Source organism: Neisseria sp. 83E34, assembly GCF_001308015.1.
In the GTDB taxonomy this organism is placed as follows: domain Bacteria; phylum Pseudomonadota; class Gammaproteobacteria; order Burkholderiales; family Neisseriaceae; genus Neisseria.
The window spans coordinates 13,442-34,363 of the sequence record NZ_LGYH01000005.1; the positions used below are offsets into that span (position 1 = coordinate 13,442).

General features: G+C 47.8%; 17 protein-coding genes and 1 CRISPR repeat array (1 of these 18 running past the window's edge). Of the genes, 1 reads left to right on the forward strand and 16 read right to left on the reverse strand.

The window, feature by feature from the left end; all coding sequences use genetic code 11:
• Window positions 1-225: direct repeats of the CRISPR family, unit length 32 nt; unit sequence GTTTCAACACACAGCCGCCTAAAGGCGGCTGA (it extends 1,339 nt beyond the left edge of the window).
• A gap of 190 nt (window positions 226-415) precedes the next feature.
• The 16 genes from cas2 to AKG09_RS06040 form a co-directional block, all read right to left on the reverse strand.
• On the reverse strand, window positions 416-709 hold the full coding sequence (gene cas2 / locus AKG09_RS05970; protein ID WP_054618552.1) for a CRISPR-associated endonuclease Cas2: 294 nt from the start codon (window positions 707-709) through the stop codon (window positions 416-418).
• Between the two features lie 92 nt (window positions 710-801).
• Window positions 802-1,815 (reverse strand): type I-C CRISPR-associated endonuclease Cas1c, encoded by a 1,014-nt coding sequence (gene cas1c, locus AKG09_RS05975; protein WP_054618553.1) that lies wholly within the window; start codon window positions 1,813-1,815, stop codon window positions 802-804.
• A 175-nt stretch (window positions 1,816-1,990) separates the two neighbouring features.
• Window positions 1,991-2,932 (reverse strand): LPO_1073/Vpar_1526 family protein, encoded by a 942-nt coding sequence (locus tag AKG09_RS05980; RefSeq protein WP_054618554.1) that lies wholly within the window; start codon window positions 2,930-2,932, stop codon window positions 1,991-1,993.
• 3 nt (window positions 2,933-2,935) lie between these two features.
• Window positions 2,936-3,241: a hypothetical protein gene (locus AKG09_RS05985; RefSeq protein ID WP_156320808.1), complete on the reverse strand. Its 306-nt coding sequence runs from the start codon at window positions 3,239-3,241 to the stop codon at window positions 2,936-2,938.
• Window positions 3,225-3,836, reverse strand: coding sequence for a CRISPR-associated protein Cas4 (cas4, locus tag AKG09_RS05990; protein ID WP_054618556.1), 612 nt, complete (start codon window positions 3,834-3,836; stop codon window positions 3,225-3,227). Before cas4 ends, AKG09_RS05985 begins: the two co-directional genes overlap by 17 nt.
• A gap of 75 nt (window positions 3,837-3,911) precedes the next feature.
• Window positions 3,912-4,535, reverse strand: a complete 624-nt coding sequence (locus tag AKG09_RS05995) for a hypothetical protein (RefSeq protein WP_054618557.1) — start codon at window positions 4,533-4,535, stop codon at window positions 3,912-3,914.
• 115 nt (window positions 4,536-4,650) lie between these two features.
• Window positions 4,651-5,514, reverse strand: coding sequence for a type I-C CRISPR-associated protein Cas7/Csd2 (gene cas7c, locus AKG09_RS06000; RefSeq protein WP_054618558.1), 864 nt, complete (start codon window positions 5,512-5,514; stop codon window positions 4,651-4,653).
• A gap of 2 nt (window positions 5,515-5,516) precedes the next feature.
• On the reverse strand, window positions 5,517-7,346 hold the full coding sequence (gene cas8c / locus AKG09_RS06005) for a type I-C CRISPR-associated protein Cas8c/Csd1 (protein ID WP_054618559.1): 1,830 nt from the start codon (window positions 7,344-7,346) through the stop codon (window positions 5,517-5,519).
• On the reverse strand, window positions 7,343-8,020 hold the full coding sequence (gene cas5c, locus AKG09_RS06010; RefSeq protein ID WP_054618560.1) for a type I-C CRISPR-associated protein Cas5c: 678 nt from the start codon (window positions 8,018-8,020) through the stop codon (window positions 7,343-7,345). Before cas5c ends, cas8c begins: the two co-directional genes overlap by 4 nt.
• A gap of 108 nt (window positions 8,021-8,128) precedes the next feature.
• On the reverse strand, window positions 8,129-10,822 hold the full coding sequence (locus AKG09_RS06015) for a DEAD/DEAH box helicase family protein (protein WP_054618561.1): 2,694 nt from the start codon (window positions 10,820-10,822) through the stop codon (window positions 8,129-8,131).
• A 34-nt stretch (window positions 10,823-10,856) separates the two neighbouring features.
• Window positions 10,857-11,300 (reverse strand): PDDEXK nuclease domain-containing protein, encoded by a 444-nt coding sequence (locus AKG09_RS12060; protein ID WP_304437585.1) that lies wholly within the window; start codon window positions 11,298-11,300, stop codon window positions 10,857-10,859.
• 3 nt (window positions 11,301-11,303) lie between these two features.
• Window positions 11,304-11,930 carry a DUF1016 N-terminal domain-containing protein gene (locus AKG09_RS12065; protein WP_231623912.1) on the reverse strand — a complete coding sequence of 209 codons (627 nt, stop codon included), beginning with the start codon at window positions 11,928-11,930 and terminating at the stop codon, window positions 11,304-11,306.
• Window positions 11,908-13,608 carry a site-specific DNA-methyltransferase gene (locus AKG09_RS06025; protein WP_054618562.1) on the reverse strand — a complete coding sequence of 567 codons (1,701 nt, stop codon included), beginning with the start codon at window positions 13,606-13,608 and terminating at the stop codon, window positions 11,908-11,910. Before AKG09_RS06025 ends, AKG09_RS12065 begins: the two co-directional genes overlap by 23 nt.
• Window positions 13,608-15,212 carry a DUF6119 family protein gene (locus AKG09_RS06030; protein WP_054618563.1) on the reverse strand — a complete coding sequence of 535 codons (1,605 nt, stop codon included), beginning with the start codon at window positions 15,210-15,212 and terminating at the stop codon, window positions 13,608-13,610. The genes AKG09_RS06025 and AKG09_RS06030 overlap by 1 nt, the downstream gene beginning before the upstream one ends.
• Window positions 15,212-18,103 (reverse strand): SNF2-related protein, encoded by a 2,892-nt coding sequence (locus AKG09_RS06035; protein ID WP_054618564.1) that lies wholly within the window; start codon window positions 18,101-18,103, stop codon window positions 15,212-15,214. The genes AKG09_RS06030 and AKG09_RS06035 overlap by 1 nt, the downstream gene beginning before the upstream one ends.
• Window positions 18,104-18,194: 91 nt before the next feature.
• A complete protein-coding gene (locus AKG09_RS06040; protein WP_054618565.1) occupies window positions 18,195-20,471 on the reverse strand; it encodes a CRISPR-associated helicase/endonuclease Cas3 in 2,277 nt (758 codons plus the stop codon).
• 209 nt (window positions 20,472-20,680) lie between these two features.
• Between AKG09_RS06040 and AKG09_RS06045 the strand changes: the two genes are divergently transcribed.
• The gene (locus tag AKG09_RS06045; RefSeq protein ID WP_054618566.1) at window positions 20,681-20,890 is read left to right on the forward strand and encodes a heavy-metal-associated domain-containing protein; all 210 of its coding nucleotides are present in this window, start codon (window positions 20,681-20,683) and stop codon (window positions 20,888-20,890) included.
• Window positions 20,891-20,922: the final 32 nt, after the last annotated feature.

Below are 20,922 nucleotides of genomic sequence, written 5' to 3' on the forward strand. Positions count from 1 at the left end.
ACACAGCCGCCTAAAGGCGGCTGACAGTTTGTAGCCTATGCTGGATTAAGTCCCCAAAAGTTTCAACACACAGCCGCCTAAAGGCGGCTGAGCGTATAACCGCCGTGCCTTAATTCTGCAAGCTTTTGTTTCAACACACAGCCGCCTAAAGGCGGCTGAGAAAAGTGGGTAGCAAAATCACAAGAGGCAAGCCGTTTCAACACACAGCCGCCTAAAGGCGGCTGAAGCCTTCTCGGAAACCTTTATCCATCAAGGCTTGCTTAGCCCTGATTCGCTAAAGCTCCCCGAAAATGCGAAAAGCGAGTATAACACAGCCTGATTCCGCCACACCCGCTTTCCTAATTTCCTGATTGTTAAAGAACAATCCCGCATCGCCAACCTCCCCGCATTTTCATGAGAACCATACGTTAGCGATTCACACGATCAGCGTATCCTGAAACACATCTACCGCCTCCTTCGCACCATGATGCTCCACCTTGCGCCGCCATTTGCTGCCCAGATGGTAAAAACGCAGGCTGTCTGTTTCAGGCTGGTAAGTGTCCAATAGCTTGGCTTTCAGTTTTACCCACTGATCAGGCGTAACGTCGCACTCGAATACCGAATATTGCACGCGCACGCCGTAATCCAAACAATGTTTGGCGATGCGCCGCAGCCTCGCCTGCCCTGCCGCGTCTTCCAGCGAAATATCATAAGTAATCAACATCAACACACTATTTCCCCTTATCCATTTTTCAGACAGGCATTTTCAGACGGCCTCAAAGATTACCCGAAAGGCCGTCTGAAAATGCCTGTCTGAAAAACTCAACGCATCAAAAACGGCGGATATTCCGCCAAATCCCCGCGCAGATGCCGCGCCAGCAGCATCGCCTGAATATGCGGCAGCAGGCCGATTTCCACTTCCTCCTGCAAAAACGGATGCACAATCTTTTCCTGCTTTTTGCTTTGCAGCGTTTGAAACAGCAACTTGCGCACTTCCGGCTTAATATTCACCGCACCGCCCGCCTCCGTTACAAAATCCTGCGGCTTGATTTGCCCGCGGTTAATCAGGCTCAACACCATCCTGTCCACCCACCACGCGCGGAACTCTTCCAAAATATCCTGCGCCAAACTGTCGCGCCCCGGCCGATCAGCATGCAGAAAACCCACCTGCGGATCCAAGCCCACGCCCTGCAACGCCCCGCTGATGTCCTTGCCCAGCACCGCATACAGAAAAGACAGCAGCGCATTCACCCCATCACGCGGCGGGCGACGGTTGCGGCCGTCAAAATCAAAACCGCTTTTCTCCGCAAGCAAATGCCGGAACACCCCGAAATAACGCGCCGCCGCATCGCCCTCAATCCCGCGAACCTTGTCCAAACACTCCGCCCGCTTCAACTGCTGCAAAGAAAAATTCAACGCCGTTACCGCCGCCAGCACCTCCGCATGCTCGCCATGATTGCGCAAACGCCGCTGCAACACCCGCTTGGCCGACTGAATCTTCGCCGCAATAATATGCCGCGCAATCGGCACAGGATTCTGCTCCGACAGCCGATACTGCGCCCGCCGCAACAACACATTACCACTCTGACGCCCCTGCAAACGCCCCAAAAACCGTCCGTTTTCGGTAAAAAACGCCAAATTCACATTGTTTTCACCGCAAAACCCCATCAAAAAAGGCGACACCAACACGTTACCGAAACAAAAAATATGCCCAATCGCATGCACCGGCAACTGCGCCACCTTCTTGCGCTCCTGCTCCACCACCAGCGTTTCCCGCTCCTTATGCAGATAACTGCCTTGAGTGGTGATATAGAGCGTGTTTTGCAGTTTGCGCATGGTTTGAAAAACTCCTTGAATTTTGACCGCGCTTTAAAGTGCCATCTAAATGATGATTTAGGCTTCAGACGGTATCGTAGTAATCATAGGTTGAGTTGGAAATCCAGTACTTTTATTAATTTAATGATTTTAATAGGTTTTTATCCAACCAACTAACAATCCATTTAATTTATTTTTAATCAATTTTTATATTGCAATTTTTCGCAATACATTTCCCAAATGGAGTTAATGGCTTAATTAATTCATCAAGATTAGAAACATCTATTTTCATAAACTCAATAAACTCAATAAAATTTGGGAAATCAATTTTTATATTTTCTTCTTTATAATCATTTATTCCTAAACCCTTTCCAAAAACTTGTAATGTACTAATTCTATAAGACTTATCAGAAAAAATCATATTATTCAAAGCAAGTAAATCAATATCCACAGGAGAAGAAATATTATTCATAAAGAATTTTGATATATTATTTATATATCCTTTATAAATATCTTCTGCCTTTTTCCGTAAATCAACCTGCAAATCTAGTGAGGCAACTTTACTATCAATTAATTGGTAAACATCGAAAATATTACTAGAAAATTGACCCTCACTATAGTTAACCAAAACATATGGGACATCTCTAAGATATCTAATGAAACACAAGAAAAATATCTGATCCTTGTTTAAGTATTTTACATATGAGATAGCCTGATTAATCAAATAGTCATTGCTATTACTATTTAGCTTATCCATTAATAAATTTGCCAATAAATCATTTAATGAAATATCATTTTTTGTTCCAACTTGGTTAACTATCTCACTAATTAAACTTTGTACTTCAGAAGAAGCAAATCTTTTCTCCATTTCTTCATCAATACGACCACTTAAAGCCTCATCGACAGTTGAACTTAGCTTTTCATGGAATTGAAATGCGAAATCTGCAATGGCTTTATATGATTCAGATTTTGCATCTGCTATCAAGCTAGGTAACTTAGCAGAAAATAGTGTCTCAAATAGATTTTTAATTTCAGAAAATGAAAGCCCAATATTTACACTACCAGTAATCTCCCCTTGGTTTTGCAAAGATACAGAATTTTCACCCTGAAATAATGTTAAATTTTTTCCCAAAACCATTTTTCAATCCTTTTTGTTTATTTGATTAATGTTTATATTGCCGTTAATTTTTCCAGAATTCTGAATACTTTGTATATTATCTCCATTTAAATTAGCACTTATGTTATTTTTCACAAATCTATCTCTAATGTAACTAGCTCCAAATAATAACGACAAAGCACCAAATATCATGGACCAGCTACTAGGATTCAATCCCAGAAAAGACTTATCAAAAATATTTGTAATAAAAGCCAAAAGCAACCAAACAATAACGAAAAATATTTTCACATACTCTCCTAAAAATACCAATAAATCAAAAGCATTTGCCAAACAACCCTTCCACATACCCCACCGACCGATCCCTCTCCATCAACTTCGGCTGACAAACCTCAATCAACGAACAGGCTTTACAGCGTTTGCCGTATTCCGGCGGCGGGGTGATACCGCTTTCCAAAAGCCCGCGCACTTGTGCGATGGTATCCAGCGTTTCTGCCCTGAGGCCGTCTGAAAACACAATCGATACGCGGTGGCGGGTTTGCATGTACCACAATGCGCCTTCTGCCACCGTTTGCCCGGTCATTTCTTCCAAACACAGCGCTTGAGCACAAAGCTGGATTTCGTCGAACGGTTCGGGCTTGGGTTTGCCACGCTTGTATTCGACAGGTTTCAGACGGCCTGTCTGAATATCGCGCTCGACCATATCCAACACGCCGTGCACGCCTAAGTTTTCTGCCGACACATGCACGCTGCGCTCGAAGCGCACGCCCTTGCGCATTTCCGGCTCGCCGCCATCCACCCGCTCATGCAACGCACGACCTTGTGCGGTCAAAAAATTCTCCGCCCATACTTGTTCGTTATGAATCAAAGCACACTGGCGCGGACAAAAGGCGTAGTGTTGCAGGGCGGAGAGTGGGATGCTTGTCATGGTATTTTTCTCACCAATCAGCGCTTATTGTGGTAAAAAATACTCATTCTAAGCGCTTTATATAGATTATTTTCATCATTTTTTAACCTCTAATAATAACTTTTCTCCATCAGCAATTCGTGCCAAGGTTTGGGCAAATGGAAATGAACGGTTCAAAATCCTTTTAACTTCACTGGCCTTAATAGCTTTTGATAAACGGGTAAAGCCCTCCAAACGCTGATAATAGGTTTTATCTTCCCTTCCATAATGCGGTGCTTTTTCCAGCTTGCCTGATGCTTGCCCGAATGCCACGATTCCTTGCCCTGATTCGTAGAGAAATACCCAGTCGCCTTTTTTGAATTTAGCAATTTTCTCTTTATAGCCATCTTCAAATGCCGCCGCCACTTGTTTTTCCAACATAAAATCATGATCATCGATATCATTAACTTTATTGGTATTGAGCAAAAAATATTGGGTTGATTGCTCGGCATCCACCTCCTCCAGTTCCTCATTTGCCTGCTCCTCGAACCGCTTTTTCCACGGAACAATAATTTGCTCTGTAATCAGGCGGTGCAACAGTTCTTGTCGCGACATGTCAAAACTTTCAGCGATTTCCTGCAAGATCAAGTCTTCTTTTACGGAAAGGCGAATACTGAATGTTGTTTTTTCCTGGTTTTTTTCAACAAATTCATTTTCCAAGCTTTGGATGAAATTTTTCATTTGATGCTCCTTTTTTCACAGAGCAAAGATTATACCAATAAAAACATAAAACGTGAACACAATTTCAATTTTAAATGTGTTCATATTTATAATGAACTGAATTTAAATAATTTATTTACAGAATTTCCACTACTCCCACACCCTTGAGGCCGTCTGAATCCACGCTGATGGCGTAATCGCTGAATGCGGCTGCGGGCGTGCCGCTTTCGCCGTGGATGCGCTCGACTTTGACGGCTTCAAACAGTTTATGCGCCGGTTCGTTGCCGAGTGTGCTGTCGTGTTTGAAGACGATGAGTTTACGGGCGGCCATTTCGCCGCGGGCGGCGGAACGGTCGTGCTCAAACATGAGCTTCAAGGCGTTCCACAGTTGTTGCAGGTCTTCATCAGAAAAGCCGGTTTTGGCGGCAAGATTGACGGAAACGAAGCCGTGCACGCGGTAGAGTGCGTAGGGGACGATGTATTTGCGCCCCATAGTGCGCTCTTTTTCGAGGTCTTTTTCGTTGGTAACGGCCATGCGGGTAATAGAGACTTCCAGCGGCACGATGGGGTCGATGGATTGGGCGAAGGCAAGCTGCACGGGGCCGCGCACTTGGCCGCTGTTGACTTCTGTGGTCATCACTGCGCCGAAAGTGCGGATATCGAAGAAGTTTTTGCACATCCATGCAGTGATATCGCGGGCTTTGGCTTCGTCTTTAGGCAGTTTTTTGGCTTCGGGTTCGATGCCGAGGGCTTCATAAGCGCGCTTGTTTTGCAGGTTGAGCACGCTTTTTTCTTTGACATAAATTTCATAGCCGGGTCGGTTTTCATTTGCCATTTCTACAAAGTTGCGGATTTTGCGCTTCAGGCACACATCGGTTACCAAACCTTTGCTGGATTCAGGATCGAGGCGCGGCATATTGCCTGCGTCGGGGTCGCCGTTGGGGTTGCCGTTGCTTACGTCGAAGAAAAACACGAATTCATAGCGGTTTTGGATAGACATTTTCATTCTCCTTCATGTGATTGGGTTTCTGCGGGGTCTTTTTTGGCGAAATAGCTTTGTTTTTGATGGTAATAGCCGATGGCGAAGCGGCCTTGCTCTTCCATGCTCAAATGGCGCGGGAAGGTTTCAGGCAGGCCTGCAATCACGGCGCTCAAATCTTTATCGAGATTTACTGCCATGCCTGCTTTGTCTTTACGCAGGCGGGACAAATGGTGTTTTGCGCCGCTCAATAAACGCGGGAACACGGAAAACGGCACCGCGGAAGCGGAGCCGTAATAGCGGTCGGCAATGCCCGCATTCAATTCACCCAGCGCCTGATATTGAATGCGCTCCAACACGGCGAACAATCTGCCGAGCAAATAAGCCGTGTTGCGGCTTTCGGTATCCAAACTCATGGGAATCTCCTCTTTAATCAAACCTTTTCTGAAACGCCGCTGCAATACGGCTTTAATCATGGCAATGCGCAGGCCGTTGGCATCGCCGTCGGCACGGATACGCGCGATTAATTGCGACAGCAAACTCATGGGATAGGGCGTGCCGCCGATCACGGCGCGGGTCATTTCACCGGCCAACACGGGCGAAATGGTTTCCGCCTTTGGTTTTTCGTAGCGTCCCTCGCTATTTTTAAACTTAATCGCTGTTTCCAGTAACAATTTGAAAATTGAAGGCGGCGTTTTCCACGCACACGGTTCAAGCGCCAAATCTTTCCAATGTTGCGCCAAATGTTCCGCCAGCTTGCCAAACGTGGTATCCAGCCAAAAGCGGATGGAAATCCGTGAAGCATTCGGCGCCAAGCCCAAAATATAAAAGCGGGTGTCGGGCGACAATTCGGGCGCAGCTTCCTGCAAAGGGCGGCCTTTAGCGATTTGCTCCAAAATATTGAATACTTTTTTGCTTTCCTGCTCGTCATCGGGCGGGGTGAAAGCAGCGGCAAAAAACCCTTCCGCCGCCGCGGCTTGCTCAGGCGTAGCGGCTTCCGCCCAAAAAACGGTGCTGGCATCGCCGATGGTCAGGCAATGGTCATCATTTCTTAGCAAATAATTTAATGCTGTCGTATAAGCAAATGCAGCTTGTTCAGAAACTGGTGCATTTGTCCCCTTTTCTTTTCCATACGATTTAAATGAATCTTGATTGAATGCAACAATAGAACAACCAGAACTTTGTCCCCCAGCTAAAGTCAGTGTCCTCCCCTTAATCGCCGGATGCAGCCGCGCAATCGGTGCTTGTTCGCCACTTACCAAACACAAGCCCTGCTCCGCTTCATCGTTTTTCAGACGGCCTGCCCACAATGCCTGCGCCGCTTCACGCTGGTGGATATAGCCGCGCGTACCGTCCAACCTAAACGCCACATTCGCATCGAGCATGTCAGGCCGGCAGGGCGGATGGGCAAATTGTTCGGGCTGCCAGCGCTCCAAATAACGGCGCAAGGCCAGCAAACCCTCGTCTTGCGTGTCTTTCAGGGCTTCCAAATGCAGCTCGCGGAAAGCGGCAAAGGTTTTTTCAGACGGCCTAAACGGCTGCTCCTTGGCAGCGGTTTTGTCTTTATTGGCTTCCACGCCCAGCGCATAAGCAGTTTTGTCCCACAAAAAATTGGGCTTCACGCCCGACGTGCGCTTTTCAGGGCGCGGCACACTCATCAGGCGGGGTTGCGGTTTTTTGTCATCCGTCAGATGCGGCACCACATCCACCAACAGGCCGCCTGAATCCAACACCAGCACCCAGCCGATTTTTTCCTCACTAAAACCATACGACGGCACTTTCGGCTCGCCTGTTCGGTCATCATTCTCCGCTGCCAAACGGCGGTAATAGCGTGCAAGAGAGGCCAAAATCATCTTTTCACCTCCTCTGCATCAAACGGCGGCACCTCAATCACCCCGTTTATCATTTCCGCACGAAAAAAATACGGCGTATTGCCGTGGTCGAAATCAATATCGTGCAGCATCCAGCCCAAATCGCGGTTCAACTCGTTTTCAGACAGGCATGAAACCGGCAAAGGCTCGCCCTCATCCACCCAAGCAAAATGTGCCGGAAACTCACGCACACCCATGCAAGGCTGCTGGAAACACTGCCCTTTTGTGGCACGGCGTTTGAACATCTCGATATGCTTGGCAATGGTTTCGCCCTCGCCCGCCCGCGCAGTCAACACGGCATGCGCTTCAATCACATAAGCCACATCTTTCAACACCGTCGCCGCGCGCTGCTGACGGTCATCCTCAATCAACGCATACAAATCTTCCACACTCTTGCGCCGCATCGCCCCGCTGACCTTGCTCGCCGAAATCTTGCTGCCCAATTCATTACGCCGCACCGACTCAAAGCGAATCGGCTTCAACACATGAATACGGTCAATCACCCAGCGAATAGCCGGCTTCCAATGCACCGCCGCCAAAATCCCCCGCGCCGCCGACGGTGTGATCACATCGTAAGACACCCGCTCCACTTTCATCTCGGGGCGGGTAAAGCAGGCGTAGTCACCCCAGATGTGTAAGCGTATTTTGTTTGCCATACCGGCTCCTTTTACACACAGCCGCCCGAAGGCGGCTGACTTTCACTTTAAACTATCAACTTTAGTTTCAACCCACGCAGCCCGAAGGCTGCGATACATCGGCTATTTTCAGACGGCCTTTTTCTCAAACCGCAAAAAATCCGCCAATTTTTTGGCTTCACTCACTTCATCATGAGGAATCAACAGATAACGCCACGCTTTCGTGCCGTGTTGGCTGGCGTAATTGGATGCGTGTTTGCACCATGTGCTTGCCGCTTGGGCCTTGGCTTGCACTTCAGCACTATCCAAATCAGCATGCGCCTTGGTTTCCGCCATCAAAATACAATCCTCCGTTTCTGCCACAAAATCGGGCAAATATTCTTTTTGCTCCATACCCAGTTTGTAATCTATTTGGAACTGCCCCTTGGCGGGTTTGAACCATTTTTGTGCATCACGCTCCAAAATCACGGCAAAGCGGCGTTCGGTGTCGGAATCAAATTTTTGCAACGGATACAGACATTTTGCGAAATGGCCGAACAACATATTTTTGATGCGCGTTTTGTCGGTCACGGTATCGCGCACCGAATGCACGGCTTCGTTGGCGGCCACTGTATAGACACAAGGTTTGAGCGTGCTAAACCCTTGACTGACTTTGGCTTCGTAGCCAGCGGCCTTTTCCCAAAAGTGTGCGACCATTTGCGCATGAATTTCACGGGCAATCAGGCGGCGTTCTTTGTCCAGCACATTCAAGGCTTCTTCCTCACTTAAATAGCTGTGCAAATGCGCCACCATTTGTCCTGCCAAATCATACAAAAGCTCGGACTGGGTGAAGTAATCAATATCGTCAAAATCAATCAGCGCATGAACGATATAGTCTTCGGGACGTTTTTCAGTCAGCCCCATTTCCCGTGCCAAGCTGGTTTGCTCGTTGGTATGCAGATTGTGAATGGTGATTTCCCGTTCGCTCGGCTGCAGATGCAACCGGCTGACATCCAAAGTGAACGGATGAAAACCCGTGCTCACCTCGCCGCTCGGCACAACGGTAATGCGCGGAATATCGATGGTGCTGTCCACCATCACCTTTGTGGTTTTGGCAACAATACCAGCCACATCCGGCGTATCTGCCATTGGCAATTCAGCCTGTGCCGGCTGCAGGCGTTTTTGCACCTCGGCGGTAATTTGTGCCTGTATATCTGACTGCAATAATGCTTGCGAAGTCGGTGCATCATCAGGCCTGCGGCCATATTGTGCCGCCACCTCCATCACCACACGGGCAATGCGTTTTTCATGTTCGTTGGTAAAAACGGGTTGATAAGATTGTGGTTCTTGTGCCGACATATTTTCAGACGGCCTCTCAGCCAACCCCAAACACACCTCCATACTGCTGGCTACCTGAACGCTGACTTTTTCATCATCTTGGCAGGGTGCTTCCAAAATCACCTGCTGCAAACGCAGCACCGAATCGCCTTGATTGGCTTCATCAATAATTTCCTGAAAACGGTCATGGGCAATGATATTGAGCCTGTCCACCGCCGCCACGCCGGTACGCTTGCCATAGGGCAAACGCAAACCGCGTCCGATGGATTGCTCAATCAAGGTACGGGCATTGGCAGCACGCAGCGGCACGATGGTATAAAGATTGGTCACATCCCAACCTTCTTTCAACATATTAACGTGAATCACAATCTCGGTCGGCTCATCCACGCTTTCCACCGCCAGCAAACGGGCAATCATTTCTTCTTCGTCTTTGCCCGATTTGCTCGAATCCACCTGAATCACCTTGCCGCGATAACGCCCGCCGTGAAAGTTTTCCGACTCCATCAAAGCCAGCAAAGCCGTTGCATGCGTAGTATCGCGGGCAATCACCAGCATAAAGGGCTTAACCGGCTTGACGCCGTTTTCGCGCGCATAGGTAAGCAACTCTACCTTGGTGTTTTCATGCAAACGCACGCCGTCTTCCAATTTGATTTTCTCGATTTCTTCAAGCGTATAGTCTTTGGCATTGAAATTACGCTGAGTGACGACGGCCGGCACTTTCACAAAACCGTCCTCCAGCGCCCGCGCAAGAGGATAATCGACAATCACATTTTTAAACGGCTGCGGTGCTTTTCCCGTTTCTACAAAAGGCGTGGCGGTCAATTCCAAACCCAATAACGGTTTCAATTCATTAATCGCCCGCATACCGGCTTGTGCACGATAGCGGTGCGATTCGTCCATTAACAGCACCAAATCGGGCAAATTCGCCAAATAATTGAAATAACTGTCGCCCAGCACCTCGCGCATCCGCTTGATACGCGGTTCTTTGCCGCCGCGCACTTCAGAATTGATTTTGGCGATATTGAAAATGTTGATGCGTACCTCCGTTATCCAGTCGCCGGAAGCAATATCCTGCCGCTCGTAATCTTCGCCGGTAATCACCCGTGGCGGATGAAGGGCAAATTCACTAATCCCCTTAAACACATATTTAGGGGTATTAGGCGAAAAGTCGGCAATCAGCTTGTTGTAAATGGTGAGGTTGGGCGCAAGCACAAAAAAATTGTTGATGCCGTGCGCCAAATGCAGATAAGCAATAAACGCACCCATTAAGCGGGTTTTGCCCACGCCCGTTGCCAGCGCAAAACACAAAGACGGAAACTCGCGCTCAAAATCCTGTAAAGTGGCGAATTTGCCTTTCAAAATCTCCAAAACCGCCGCCACATCACGCTCGTGCTTGAGCATCTGTGGCGCGGCATCCAAAGCCTGTTTTAACTTCGCCAAACTCTCCGCCTGCGGCGTGCGTAGCGACAGGCGGCCGTTGATATGGTGTTGTACCCGTGTGGTCATTCTAATAATCCTTTGTTATATATATTATTTTGAACTATCCGGAGAAACCGGAAAGTTGCTGATCGTTTTGCCAATCCAACAACTCATTTTCCAATTGCTCAACCGTCGGCAAATTTGTCAGCAACTGATCCGGCAAAGCCCGCACCAGCTCGTATTCAGCCACACCAATCGGCTTATCAATACCCGATAGCGCATATTCGGCAACCAAACGGTTTTGCGTTTTACACAGCAACAGTCCGATGGTTGGATTATCCTCCTCGGCTTTAATTTGCGCATCTACTGCTGCCAAATAAAAATTCAGCTGCCCGGCATGTTCGGGCTTGAATGCCGTAGCCTTAAGCTCCACCACCACATAGCATTTCAGACGGATATGGTAAAACAGTAAATCAATAAAAAACTCATCGCCATTCACTTCCAAACGATATTGCCGCCCGACAAAAGCAAAGCCGCTGCCCAACTCCAACAAAAAACGGGTAATGTGTTACACCAAAGCATTTTCAATATCCCGTTCATGTGCCTCATCCCCTAAGCCCAAAAAATCAAACAGATAGGGATCTTTAAGCGTTTCTTGCGCCAATTGTGAATGAGGCTTGGGCAGGCGGGTTTCAAAATTGGTAACGGCTTGCCCTTGCCGCTCGTGCAAACGGTTTTTGATTTGCTTTTCCAAGGTAGCACGCGACCAATTTTCAGCCATCACCTTTCGCACATAAAACAAGCGGACATCTTGCTCTTTAATACGATTTAATAACAGAACATTATGCCCCCACGGCAATTGTCCAACAGCCTGTTGGACAATTTCAAAATCAGGCCATGCTTCGGCAAAAGCCCGCATATACAGCAGGTTGGCACGGGAAAACCCTTTCATTTCAGGAAAAGATTCGCGCAAATCACGCCCCAAGCGCTCAATCACTTTACTGCCCCAGCCCTGTGCCGCCTGCCGCTGCAAAATATCCCGCCCGATATGCCAATAAAGAGAAATCAGCTCGGCATTCACAGCTAAAACCGCTCTTTGCCGTGCCACCAGTACCCGATCTTTGATTTCTATCAGCCACTGCCCGTAATCATTTGGCAATGATGAATTTTCCTTACCCATCACCATATTCCCCATCAAACAGCCCCTCTTGCTTTTCAGGTAGCCTTTTGCCCTTTTTCGCTTTCACAGGCGGTTTCTGGTCATCCGTTTTTTCAGACAGGGGTTCGACTTCGGCAAAGGGCAGATTGGCGACATTCAAACTGTAATCGTCATGCCCCCATTCACAGCGTGCCAAAATCATTTTCGGGATTTTCTTTAAGGTGAGATTGGGAAAACGCTCCGCCGCCTGCGCTGCCGTGATGCCGCGCCATGCCGAACAGCAAATCAGCAAACTGCGTCCTTCGCCCACCTCATCCGACAACGCCTGCAACTGCTCGGCGGATAAGGTTTGCGTGGTCACATAAATAAAATCCTGCTCACTGGAAAAACCATGCTGCCACCAATGGGTTTCAGACGGTCGGTAAGTAAAGCCCTCCAACTTGGCAAGCGCTTCGGCAAGCATTTCAGGGTTGTAGTCGGGGTTGATGATCGGATTACCCCATTTGTCGTTCACAATCAAAGTCGGCGCCAAACGGTAATAACGAAAACCGCCGCCGCCCTGCCAATTCACCGCTTTGGAAATCCCGCCCTGATCGCTGCCGTCAATCACCTTTTGCAGACGTGGAATAATATGCGTGTGGCAATGCTCGCCCAGTTCCACCATAACCCAGCGCCGTCCCATCTTATGCGCCACAGCGCCTGTGGTGCCGGAACCGGCGAAGGAATCGAGCACCAGATCGCCAGGGTTGGTGGCTAGATGGATAATTCGTTGTAAAAGCTTTTCAGGTTTTGGTGTATCAAAAACATCTTCTGAATTAAATTGCTTGACTTCTTTTTTAGCATCTTGATTATCACCAACTTCTTCTCTTAACCATATTGTTTTTGCAACAATCCCACTTTGAACCTCATTCAGAAAACGCTTTATTCTTGGAACACCATCACCTTTTTTACCGAACCAAATTCTATTTTCACGGATTAACTGATCTAGCTTTTCCTTAGTATATGCCCAACAGCGGCTTGCTGGCGGATGAACAACTCTACCTGACGGAGTAACTATTGGATAATCCGTTGTAGAAGAATATGTTTTTACTGACATGTTGTCAGACATCCACACTCCTCTCGAATCATTATCAGGATTTTTATATAAGCTATTCGCTTCTTCTGTCCTCGCAAGTAAATGTGGTCTCCAAATTATTTTATTCTTGGCGTAAACCAAAATATGGTCATGAGAGTCAGACAACCACTTTGCGTCATTCTGTGGAGCATATTTTTTCTGCCAAACCGCATTTGTTACAAAATTCCCCCGCCCAAAAATCTCATCACATAACACTTTCAAATAATGGGCTTCATTGTCATCAATGGTAATCCACAACGAACCGTCATCAGAAAGCAAACGCTTGATAATCTCCAAACGGTCGCGCATCAATCCCAGCCAAATCGAATGCTCCAGCCCATCATCGTAATGCGTAAACGCACTGCCCGTGTTATACGGCGGATCAATAAACACACATTTCACCTTGCCGGTAAATTCCTGCTCCAACGTTTTGAGCGCAAGCAAGTTGTCGCCAAAAATCAGACGGTTATCAAACACATCCTTTTCCGACCGCACCTTGGCATGATAAGACTTATCCGCCTCTTCCAATAAAATACGGGCTTCTAACTTAGGACGTTTATGCTTGCCTATCCAAGTGAGTTCTAGTTTTTGGTTTTTCATTACGACACATCCGCTTTTAAATCATTAATTACAACAGGCACGATACAGATACTAACAGACACGCCCATTAATTGAAGGCGGTTATAGCAACTGCGCAAATTTATTTTGCTAAAAAGAGGTAAATCAAGTGCAGTCGTTTTCTTATCATTGCTTGCTATGACATATACAACTTCAAACTCACTTGCTTTTGGTTTTTCATTTTTAGCGGGTAATTTATGAGTCTTCGGTAATTTTTTATTCACCAAAGCGCGAAAATTTCCATCTGACAAGATCAATTGAGTGGAAACCAAACCTTGAGAAAATAGATGACTTAATACGCTTGAGCCGCCATATCTTTTTACATGAATGAGCTTCTTATCATTTGTGTAAATATCGCAAAGCTCAATTCTGCTACTCCCACCACCATAAGATATATTTCTTTTATCCATTAACACAAATCTGCTGCCATCACTATTTACAACTTTTTCATTATATTTATCTTCAGATTTTTCAGAATATTCAGGTAACGATATTTTTGACAAAGGAATATCTTGAATATTCTTATCTAAATTTTCCAAAAAATCACCATCAATTTTGTACCATTTTCCATTTGTTAAAGAGTACGCTCCCCCATTCAGTTCAAGCTCACAATAAATACATTGATAAACTTTCCATGTATATGTGGGCTGTTCATTTGCAACATTAATGCAATGAATATACTGCTCCCTCATCTTTTTAATAGAGAGTTCTTCGCTATCATTCCTTGTATAAGCCAAATAGCCTTCCCAACTTATATCATCATGAAGCTCTCCCCTTTTGGCTTTTTGGTATCTGAAGCCTGAAATATTTTCCCAGTTAATAACTTCAGGAATGGAAAGCCATGTTTTTGAAAAGTCATTTTGAGCAATTTTCTCAATCAGCTTTGCGTCTAATTCATTTTTAATGGATAAATTTCTAACTTCTGATAATCTATCTATCCAAGGAAAACTTTGTTTGTAAGATTCAGAATCAAACAAAGTTATCGCTTTATTCAAAAGCAAAGGAAGATCTTTCAACTCAAAAGGTAGCGAGACCTTGAGTGCATCTTTTCCAGAAAGTGTTTTACAAAAATTTTTATCTTTTGGAGAACCTGTAGCTGCATACATTAAATCTTGTTCAACATCCAAGCCAAAATCAGCAAAGCTTGTTGAAACACTGGCTTGGTTTTTCTTATGAACAGGTATAGATTCCAAAGTATGCACATCTACACTTCTTAACTTTCCCGGATCCACTGCATTCACAACAACTCGTAGCCCAAAATTTTCCTCAAAGCAATCTGGATTAAGAAGATGACGACCATATCCAAAAGTTAAAGCAAAATATCTGTCACTATGTTTCATCAAGAGGACTGCTGCACAACCAGAACTAAATAAATGACTTAAATCATCATCTATATGAGGCTTAAACAAATTTACCCATGAAGGTGGACGAGGGGGATTTTGCTTGGAATACAAAACTAATTCTTGCCCACCCTCTATTTCCAGGACTGTTTTCTTTAAACCACCTATGCCTTGAATAGCTTGATCTTCCTGTGTTATAGATTCTTTTAACAGAAAAACTGAAAGGCTATGTGTTTTCTTTTTCATCACACCATCTCCCACTTAATAAAAAACATCTCTTCCTCCTCCACTTGCTGCTGCAAACTTCTCTCCAACTCTTCAATCAGTGCATTCCGCTGATTTTCAATGTCGTCCTGCCTGTCGAACAGCTCGCGTCGCTGTTTGCTGCGTTTGCTTTCCAACTCCCGCTGTTTTTTCTGCCAGGCGAGTTTTTCTTCCAATGTGGCGGCGGTAGCGGCGGTGCGGCGGATTTCTTTGATTTGCCGGTCGGTTTCTTTGATTTCTTGTTCCAGTCCGTGTTTGAGGTCGTCTGCCCAATCGTCCAGTTTTTGTACTTCTTGTTCAAAGTAATCAAGGTTGCGTTGTTGGGCTTCATTCAGCAGGGCTTGACGGCGGGCGGTGATGTCTTGGCTTAAGGCCGTCTGAATCTGTGGCGGCTGCATGATGGGTGTTTGGTTGGCGGGCAGACCGAGCAGTTTTTCGGGGTCGGTTTCTTGCAGGATTTCGCCGCTGTCGGTAATGGCGGCTACCAGCAAATGCTGTTCTTGATTGTTAAAGGCACGAATGATAACAAGCTTGGCAATCAATTGCCCGCTTTGTCCGATATAAGGCGCCAAGGTGCTGATTTTGCCGTGCTGTTTCTGATATTCGCCGTAATCGAATATCAGTTTGGCAGGCGGGCAATGGCAGGATTTGGCTTGGGCAAGCAGGGCTTGTGCCAACGGGTGGCTGATGCGGTAGAGGTGGGCATTTCCGTTTTGGCGGGGCAGTTCGTAACGGCCTGCCGGGATATGGCTGAGGCCGTCTGAAAGGTTTTCAGGTAGGCTGTGCAGGGTAAAGCCGTGTGCATCAAAGGTTGCGTGTTTGCCCAATGCGCTGCGGGTGAAGTTGAGTAGCAGTTTTTCGTATTTGCTGCGGGTGCGCTCGCTGTCGTCAGCACGGATTTTGAGTTTCGCTTGCACTGCTTCGTCGAAGTTTTCCAGCAGGGTTTGGCGGGTTTGGGTCATGGCCGCGTTGATTTCGCCGGAAAGTTCTTGTTGCAGTGCGTCAAAACCGGTTTTGATTTCATTGGGCAGGCGGCAGCGGCGGTAGATATCGGCAATGCGGCGTTCGATATCCACACCTGAACCGATAGCACCGAGCACTTCGTCGCTGGCACCGAATACGCCTTCAAAAAGCCGGAACTTTTCTGACAGCAGTTCGTAAACGCGGGCATCGGCTTCGTTGCTTTTATCCAAAAAGTTCACCACGACCACATCGTGTTTTTGCCCGTAGCGGTGGCAGCGTCCGATACGCTGTTCGATGCGTTGCGGGTTCCACGGCAAATCATAGTTGATGACCAACGAGCAAAATTGCAGGTTGATGCCTTCGGCACCGGCTTCGGTGGCGATCATGATGGTGGCGTGTTCTTTAAAATGCTCAACAAGGGCGGCGCGGGTATCGGCGGTTTTGGAGCCGGTGATTTTGTCGCTGCCTTCGTGTTTTTTGAGCCAGTTTTTGTAGATGGTTTGGGCTTGCGGGCCGCTGTTGGTGCCGTTAAACAATACGATACCATCGCCGTTTTCACCCGCATAGGTACTTTTGGATAAGCATTCAAGCAGGTATTCCTGGGTGCGTTTGGATTCGGTAAAGATAATGGCTTTTTGTGCCGCACCCAAGCGTTTAAGCTCGGCAAAGGCTTTTTCTAACGCACCAAACAATGCTTTGCCTTTAGCATCTTCGCGGATATTTTGTGCCAAGTTTTTAAAATGATTGAGCTCTTCGATTTCGTTGGCGATGGCTTGGTATTCGTCGCAGGTTAGGCTGGGTGTTTCGCCGTTTTCGTTTTCCCATTCTTCTGCGGTTTCGTCCAAGCTTTCATAATCTTCATCCAGCGTTTCAACGAGATCCGTGATGTTTGCCTCATTCAATACGCCTTGCAGGCGTTTGCTCATGGTATCCAAGGCACCGGCAATCGCCCGGCTGCTCGAAGCCAAAAGTTTCCATAATACCAGTGAAATCAGCTGCCTTTGCCCCTCAGGCATGGCTTGCAGATTGGAGCGGCGCAAGTAGTCTGCCACCAATGCGGAAAGTGCTTTTTCTTCGTCTGATGGTGTGAATTCCTGAACAATGGCAAGGCGTGCGGTATAAGGCACATAGGCTTGCACTTGACGGCGCAGCGTGCGTTTGCACACCGTTTGCAATCGCTGGCGTAGGTTGTGCAGGCTTTGCTCCGAAGGTTTTGTACCGAACTGGCTGCGGAAACTGTCCAAATCGCCAAATACATGCTGATCAATGATGCTGACCAGGCCGTACAACTCTAAAAGCGAGTTTTGCAGCGGTGTGGCAGTCAATAGCACTTTGGAAGGTACGTGGTCAAGCGCTTGTTGCAGGGTTTTGGCAATTACGTTGCCTTTTTTATAGACATTGCGCAGGCGGTGCGCCTCGTCGAGCACCACCAAATTCCAATCAACCGTTTTTAAGTCATCCGCTTTAGACTTGGCAAACTGGTAGGAACAAATAACCGGAGCGTCTTGGCGAAAGGGATTTTTACCCTGTTTTTTAATGGCGTTATAACTTTTGGCTTCCAAAATCACGCCCTGCAAACCGAATTTTTCCTGCAATTCCTGATGCCATTGTTTGCGCAGATTAGCAGGGGTAATGATTAAAATCTTGCGTTTACGCTCTGCCCAACGCTGCAAAATCACCAAGCCAGCTTCAATGGTTTTGCCCAAGCCCACCTCATCCGCCAGAATCACGCCTTTGGACAATGGATTTTGGCAGGCAAACAAGGCGGCATCGACCTGATGCGGGTTTAAGTCTACTTGCGAGTCCACTAAAGTGGAGGCAAGAGATTCCATGCTGCCGTTTTGTGCTTGACGGGTCAGTTGCCAGGCAAAATATTTAGACTGATGGGGGGTAAGTTTGCTTTGCTGCATAAGTTTTTCCAAAATTTTATTTTTAAAATTAGCCTTATAGTAAAATTCAGTTCATCTTATTATTAATATTTATATTTTATAGGTGATAATTTCAAAAAACTAGCATTTCTGCTTTCAAAAATTCCATATCTCCCCAAGAGAATCCCGCCGCTTCATCATACAAATCCAACCCAATCAGGCTGTAAAACTGTTTCCCAAACTGCTTTTCGTTAACCGTTTCTACCCGCCCTGCTTCAAACAAGGCTTTCAAGGCGTTTTCGGGTATTTGCACGGTGTAGGGCTGAAGCTTGCGCAGCAGGCCGCCGATTTGGTCGGCGTGGCGCAGGCTGTCGATCAGGGCTTCGGCCTCGGCATTGAAGGGGATGATCAGCGGCTGCATATGGGTTTCGATCATGCGGAATTCGCGAGCGATGGTTTGGAAGGGGAAATCCATTGTTCTGCCCGCATCGTGGTGCTTGGCAAGGATTTGCTTGCCATCCAGCGCCTTGCCCTTCTCTTCATAGACACGCTGGAAATAGCGGCGGATGGCATGCGGCGACAGCAGGTCGTCGGCGTGGTGGCGCACGACTTCGCGCATGGCGGCGGCCAGCAGGCCGAGTTCGGGCGGGGCCTTCCATTGTTGTTCGGGTTTGAATACCCAGACGAAGCTGTTTTCAGACGGACTTTTGCCTTCGCGGTTGCAGCGTCCTGCGGCTTGGGCGATGCTGTCCAATCCGGCTTCGGCGCGCATGACCAAGGGTAAGTCCACATCGACACCGGCTTCAATTAAAGAAGTCGAAATCACGCGGCAGGGTTCGCAGTTTTTCAGACGGCCTCGGATGAATTCCAGCACTTGGGCGCGGTGTTTGGCGCACATCAGAGTGGTGAGGTGGAAAACGCCGTCGAGGCATTTGGCGCTGTCGTACAGGCTGCGGGCGTGGCGGCGATTGTTGACGATGATGAGGATTTGCCTGTACTGCGCGAGCTTTTCTAACAGCTCGGCATCGGTTTGTGCGCCGATGTGTTGCACGGTGGTGCGGCTCAGCTTGTCGAACAATTCAGGGGGATTGGGCGCGAGTTCGCGGATATTCTCCAGACCGCGGTAAAAGCCGTGTTCGGCCTGTATGGCAGGCTGGGTGGCGGTGCACATGACGATAGAGCAGTGGTAATTGCACGCCAGCTCCTTGATGGCCTGCACGATGGGCAGCAAGAGCCCCAGCGGCAGCATTTGTGCTTCGTCGAGAATAATCACGCTGCCGGATATGTTGTGCAGCTTGCGACAACGCGAGGAGCGATCGGCAAACAGCGATTCAAAAAACTGCACGGCAGTGGTAACCACCACGGGCATATCCCAGTTTTCCGAGGCTTGGCGCAGTTTGTCTTTGCTGTTTTCGCCCTGCAGTTTGCTGTCGTCAAACGTGCTGTGGTGCTCCAGCACGGCGGCTTCGCCCAGGTTACCGAAGGCTTTGCAGAACTCGGCTGCGTTTTGCTCGATGATGCTGGTAAAGGGAATCACATAAATCACGCGACGCATGCCGTGGCGCTTGGCATGTTCGAGGGCGAAGGCCATGGAGGTGAACGTTTTGCCGCCGCCGGTGGGCACGGTCAGGGCAAACGGTCCCGGAGCTTGTGCGGCTTGGCTCACGGCATGGTCGAGAATTTCGCTGCGCAGGCGGTTCAGTGCGGCATTGCGTTTTTCTTCTTCCGTGCGCTGCGGCTTTTTTGCAGCCTTTTGTCTGAACTCATAAATAAAACGATTGAACTGCGTGCACAGCTCTGACAAATCAGGGTGGCCGCCCCGCTGAACGGGCTCCCCCTCCTGCTCCGCATAAAAAGCTTCGGTGTCGAGGTAATCGGCGTCCACCAGACAGGAATACAGCATGCGGGTAAAGAACGCATAAGAGAAAAAGGGCCGGTGCTCATCAGCCTTCAGAGCTGGAGCAGGCAAGGTTTGCGGAAGATGGATTTCCTGCTGCCACACGGCATCCAGCGCCGGAATGTCTTGACCGAATTGCAAGGCAAGCCGTTGCTTCAAGGTGCGACGGCCATCTCCTTCGCCATCGCCATTGGCCAAACCGGCGTGATGCCCGGCAATGCAAAACGCCATCAACTTGCCCGGCACTCCCCAGTGTTCGAAGGCGATTTTCGCTCCTGCGGTGGCGTGATCCACCGCAGGGCCGCCGCGCAAGCGCCGGTCAAATTCAGGCGTGTATTTGCCCAAATCATGCAGGCAGCCGGTATAGCGCGCTATTTCCTGCGCGCCAAAAAAAGCGGCAAACCTTGCAGCCATATCGCCTACGTTAGCGAGGTGGCTTTGCAAGGTCTGCCAGTGTTGTTCAGGCCGGTTTTCGGCGGAATGGGCGTAGTAAGTTTTGGTTTTCCCCACCATATTTGCTCCATGATTGTTTTTATTTTTTTAAATACTATCACAACCTTTAAAATAATGATTAATAAAAATCAAATATTCTTTATATGTGTTCTAAATTGCTTTCAGACAGGCATTCTGTTGCCTGCTTGATTCATATTCTTTGAATATGACGGTTCATCCTTATATAATGAATGAATCATTCAACCTCATGTTTACAAAGGGAAGAACTTATGGAAACCATCAATATCAAAATCGGCGGCATGACTTGCGGCGGCTGCGTGAAAAGCGTGACCAAAGTATTGGAGGCATTAGACGGCGTGGCGAAAGCCGAAGTGGATTTGGCATCGGCCTCTGCTCAAATCACGTTCGACCCGGCCGAAGTGCAAACCGCCGCATTAGTTGAAGCCATTGAAGATGCTGGGTTTGATGCTTCGCTTTAAAATTTTTCAGACAGGCATTGTTTATACTATTT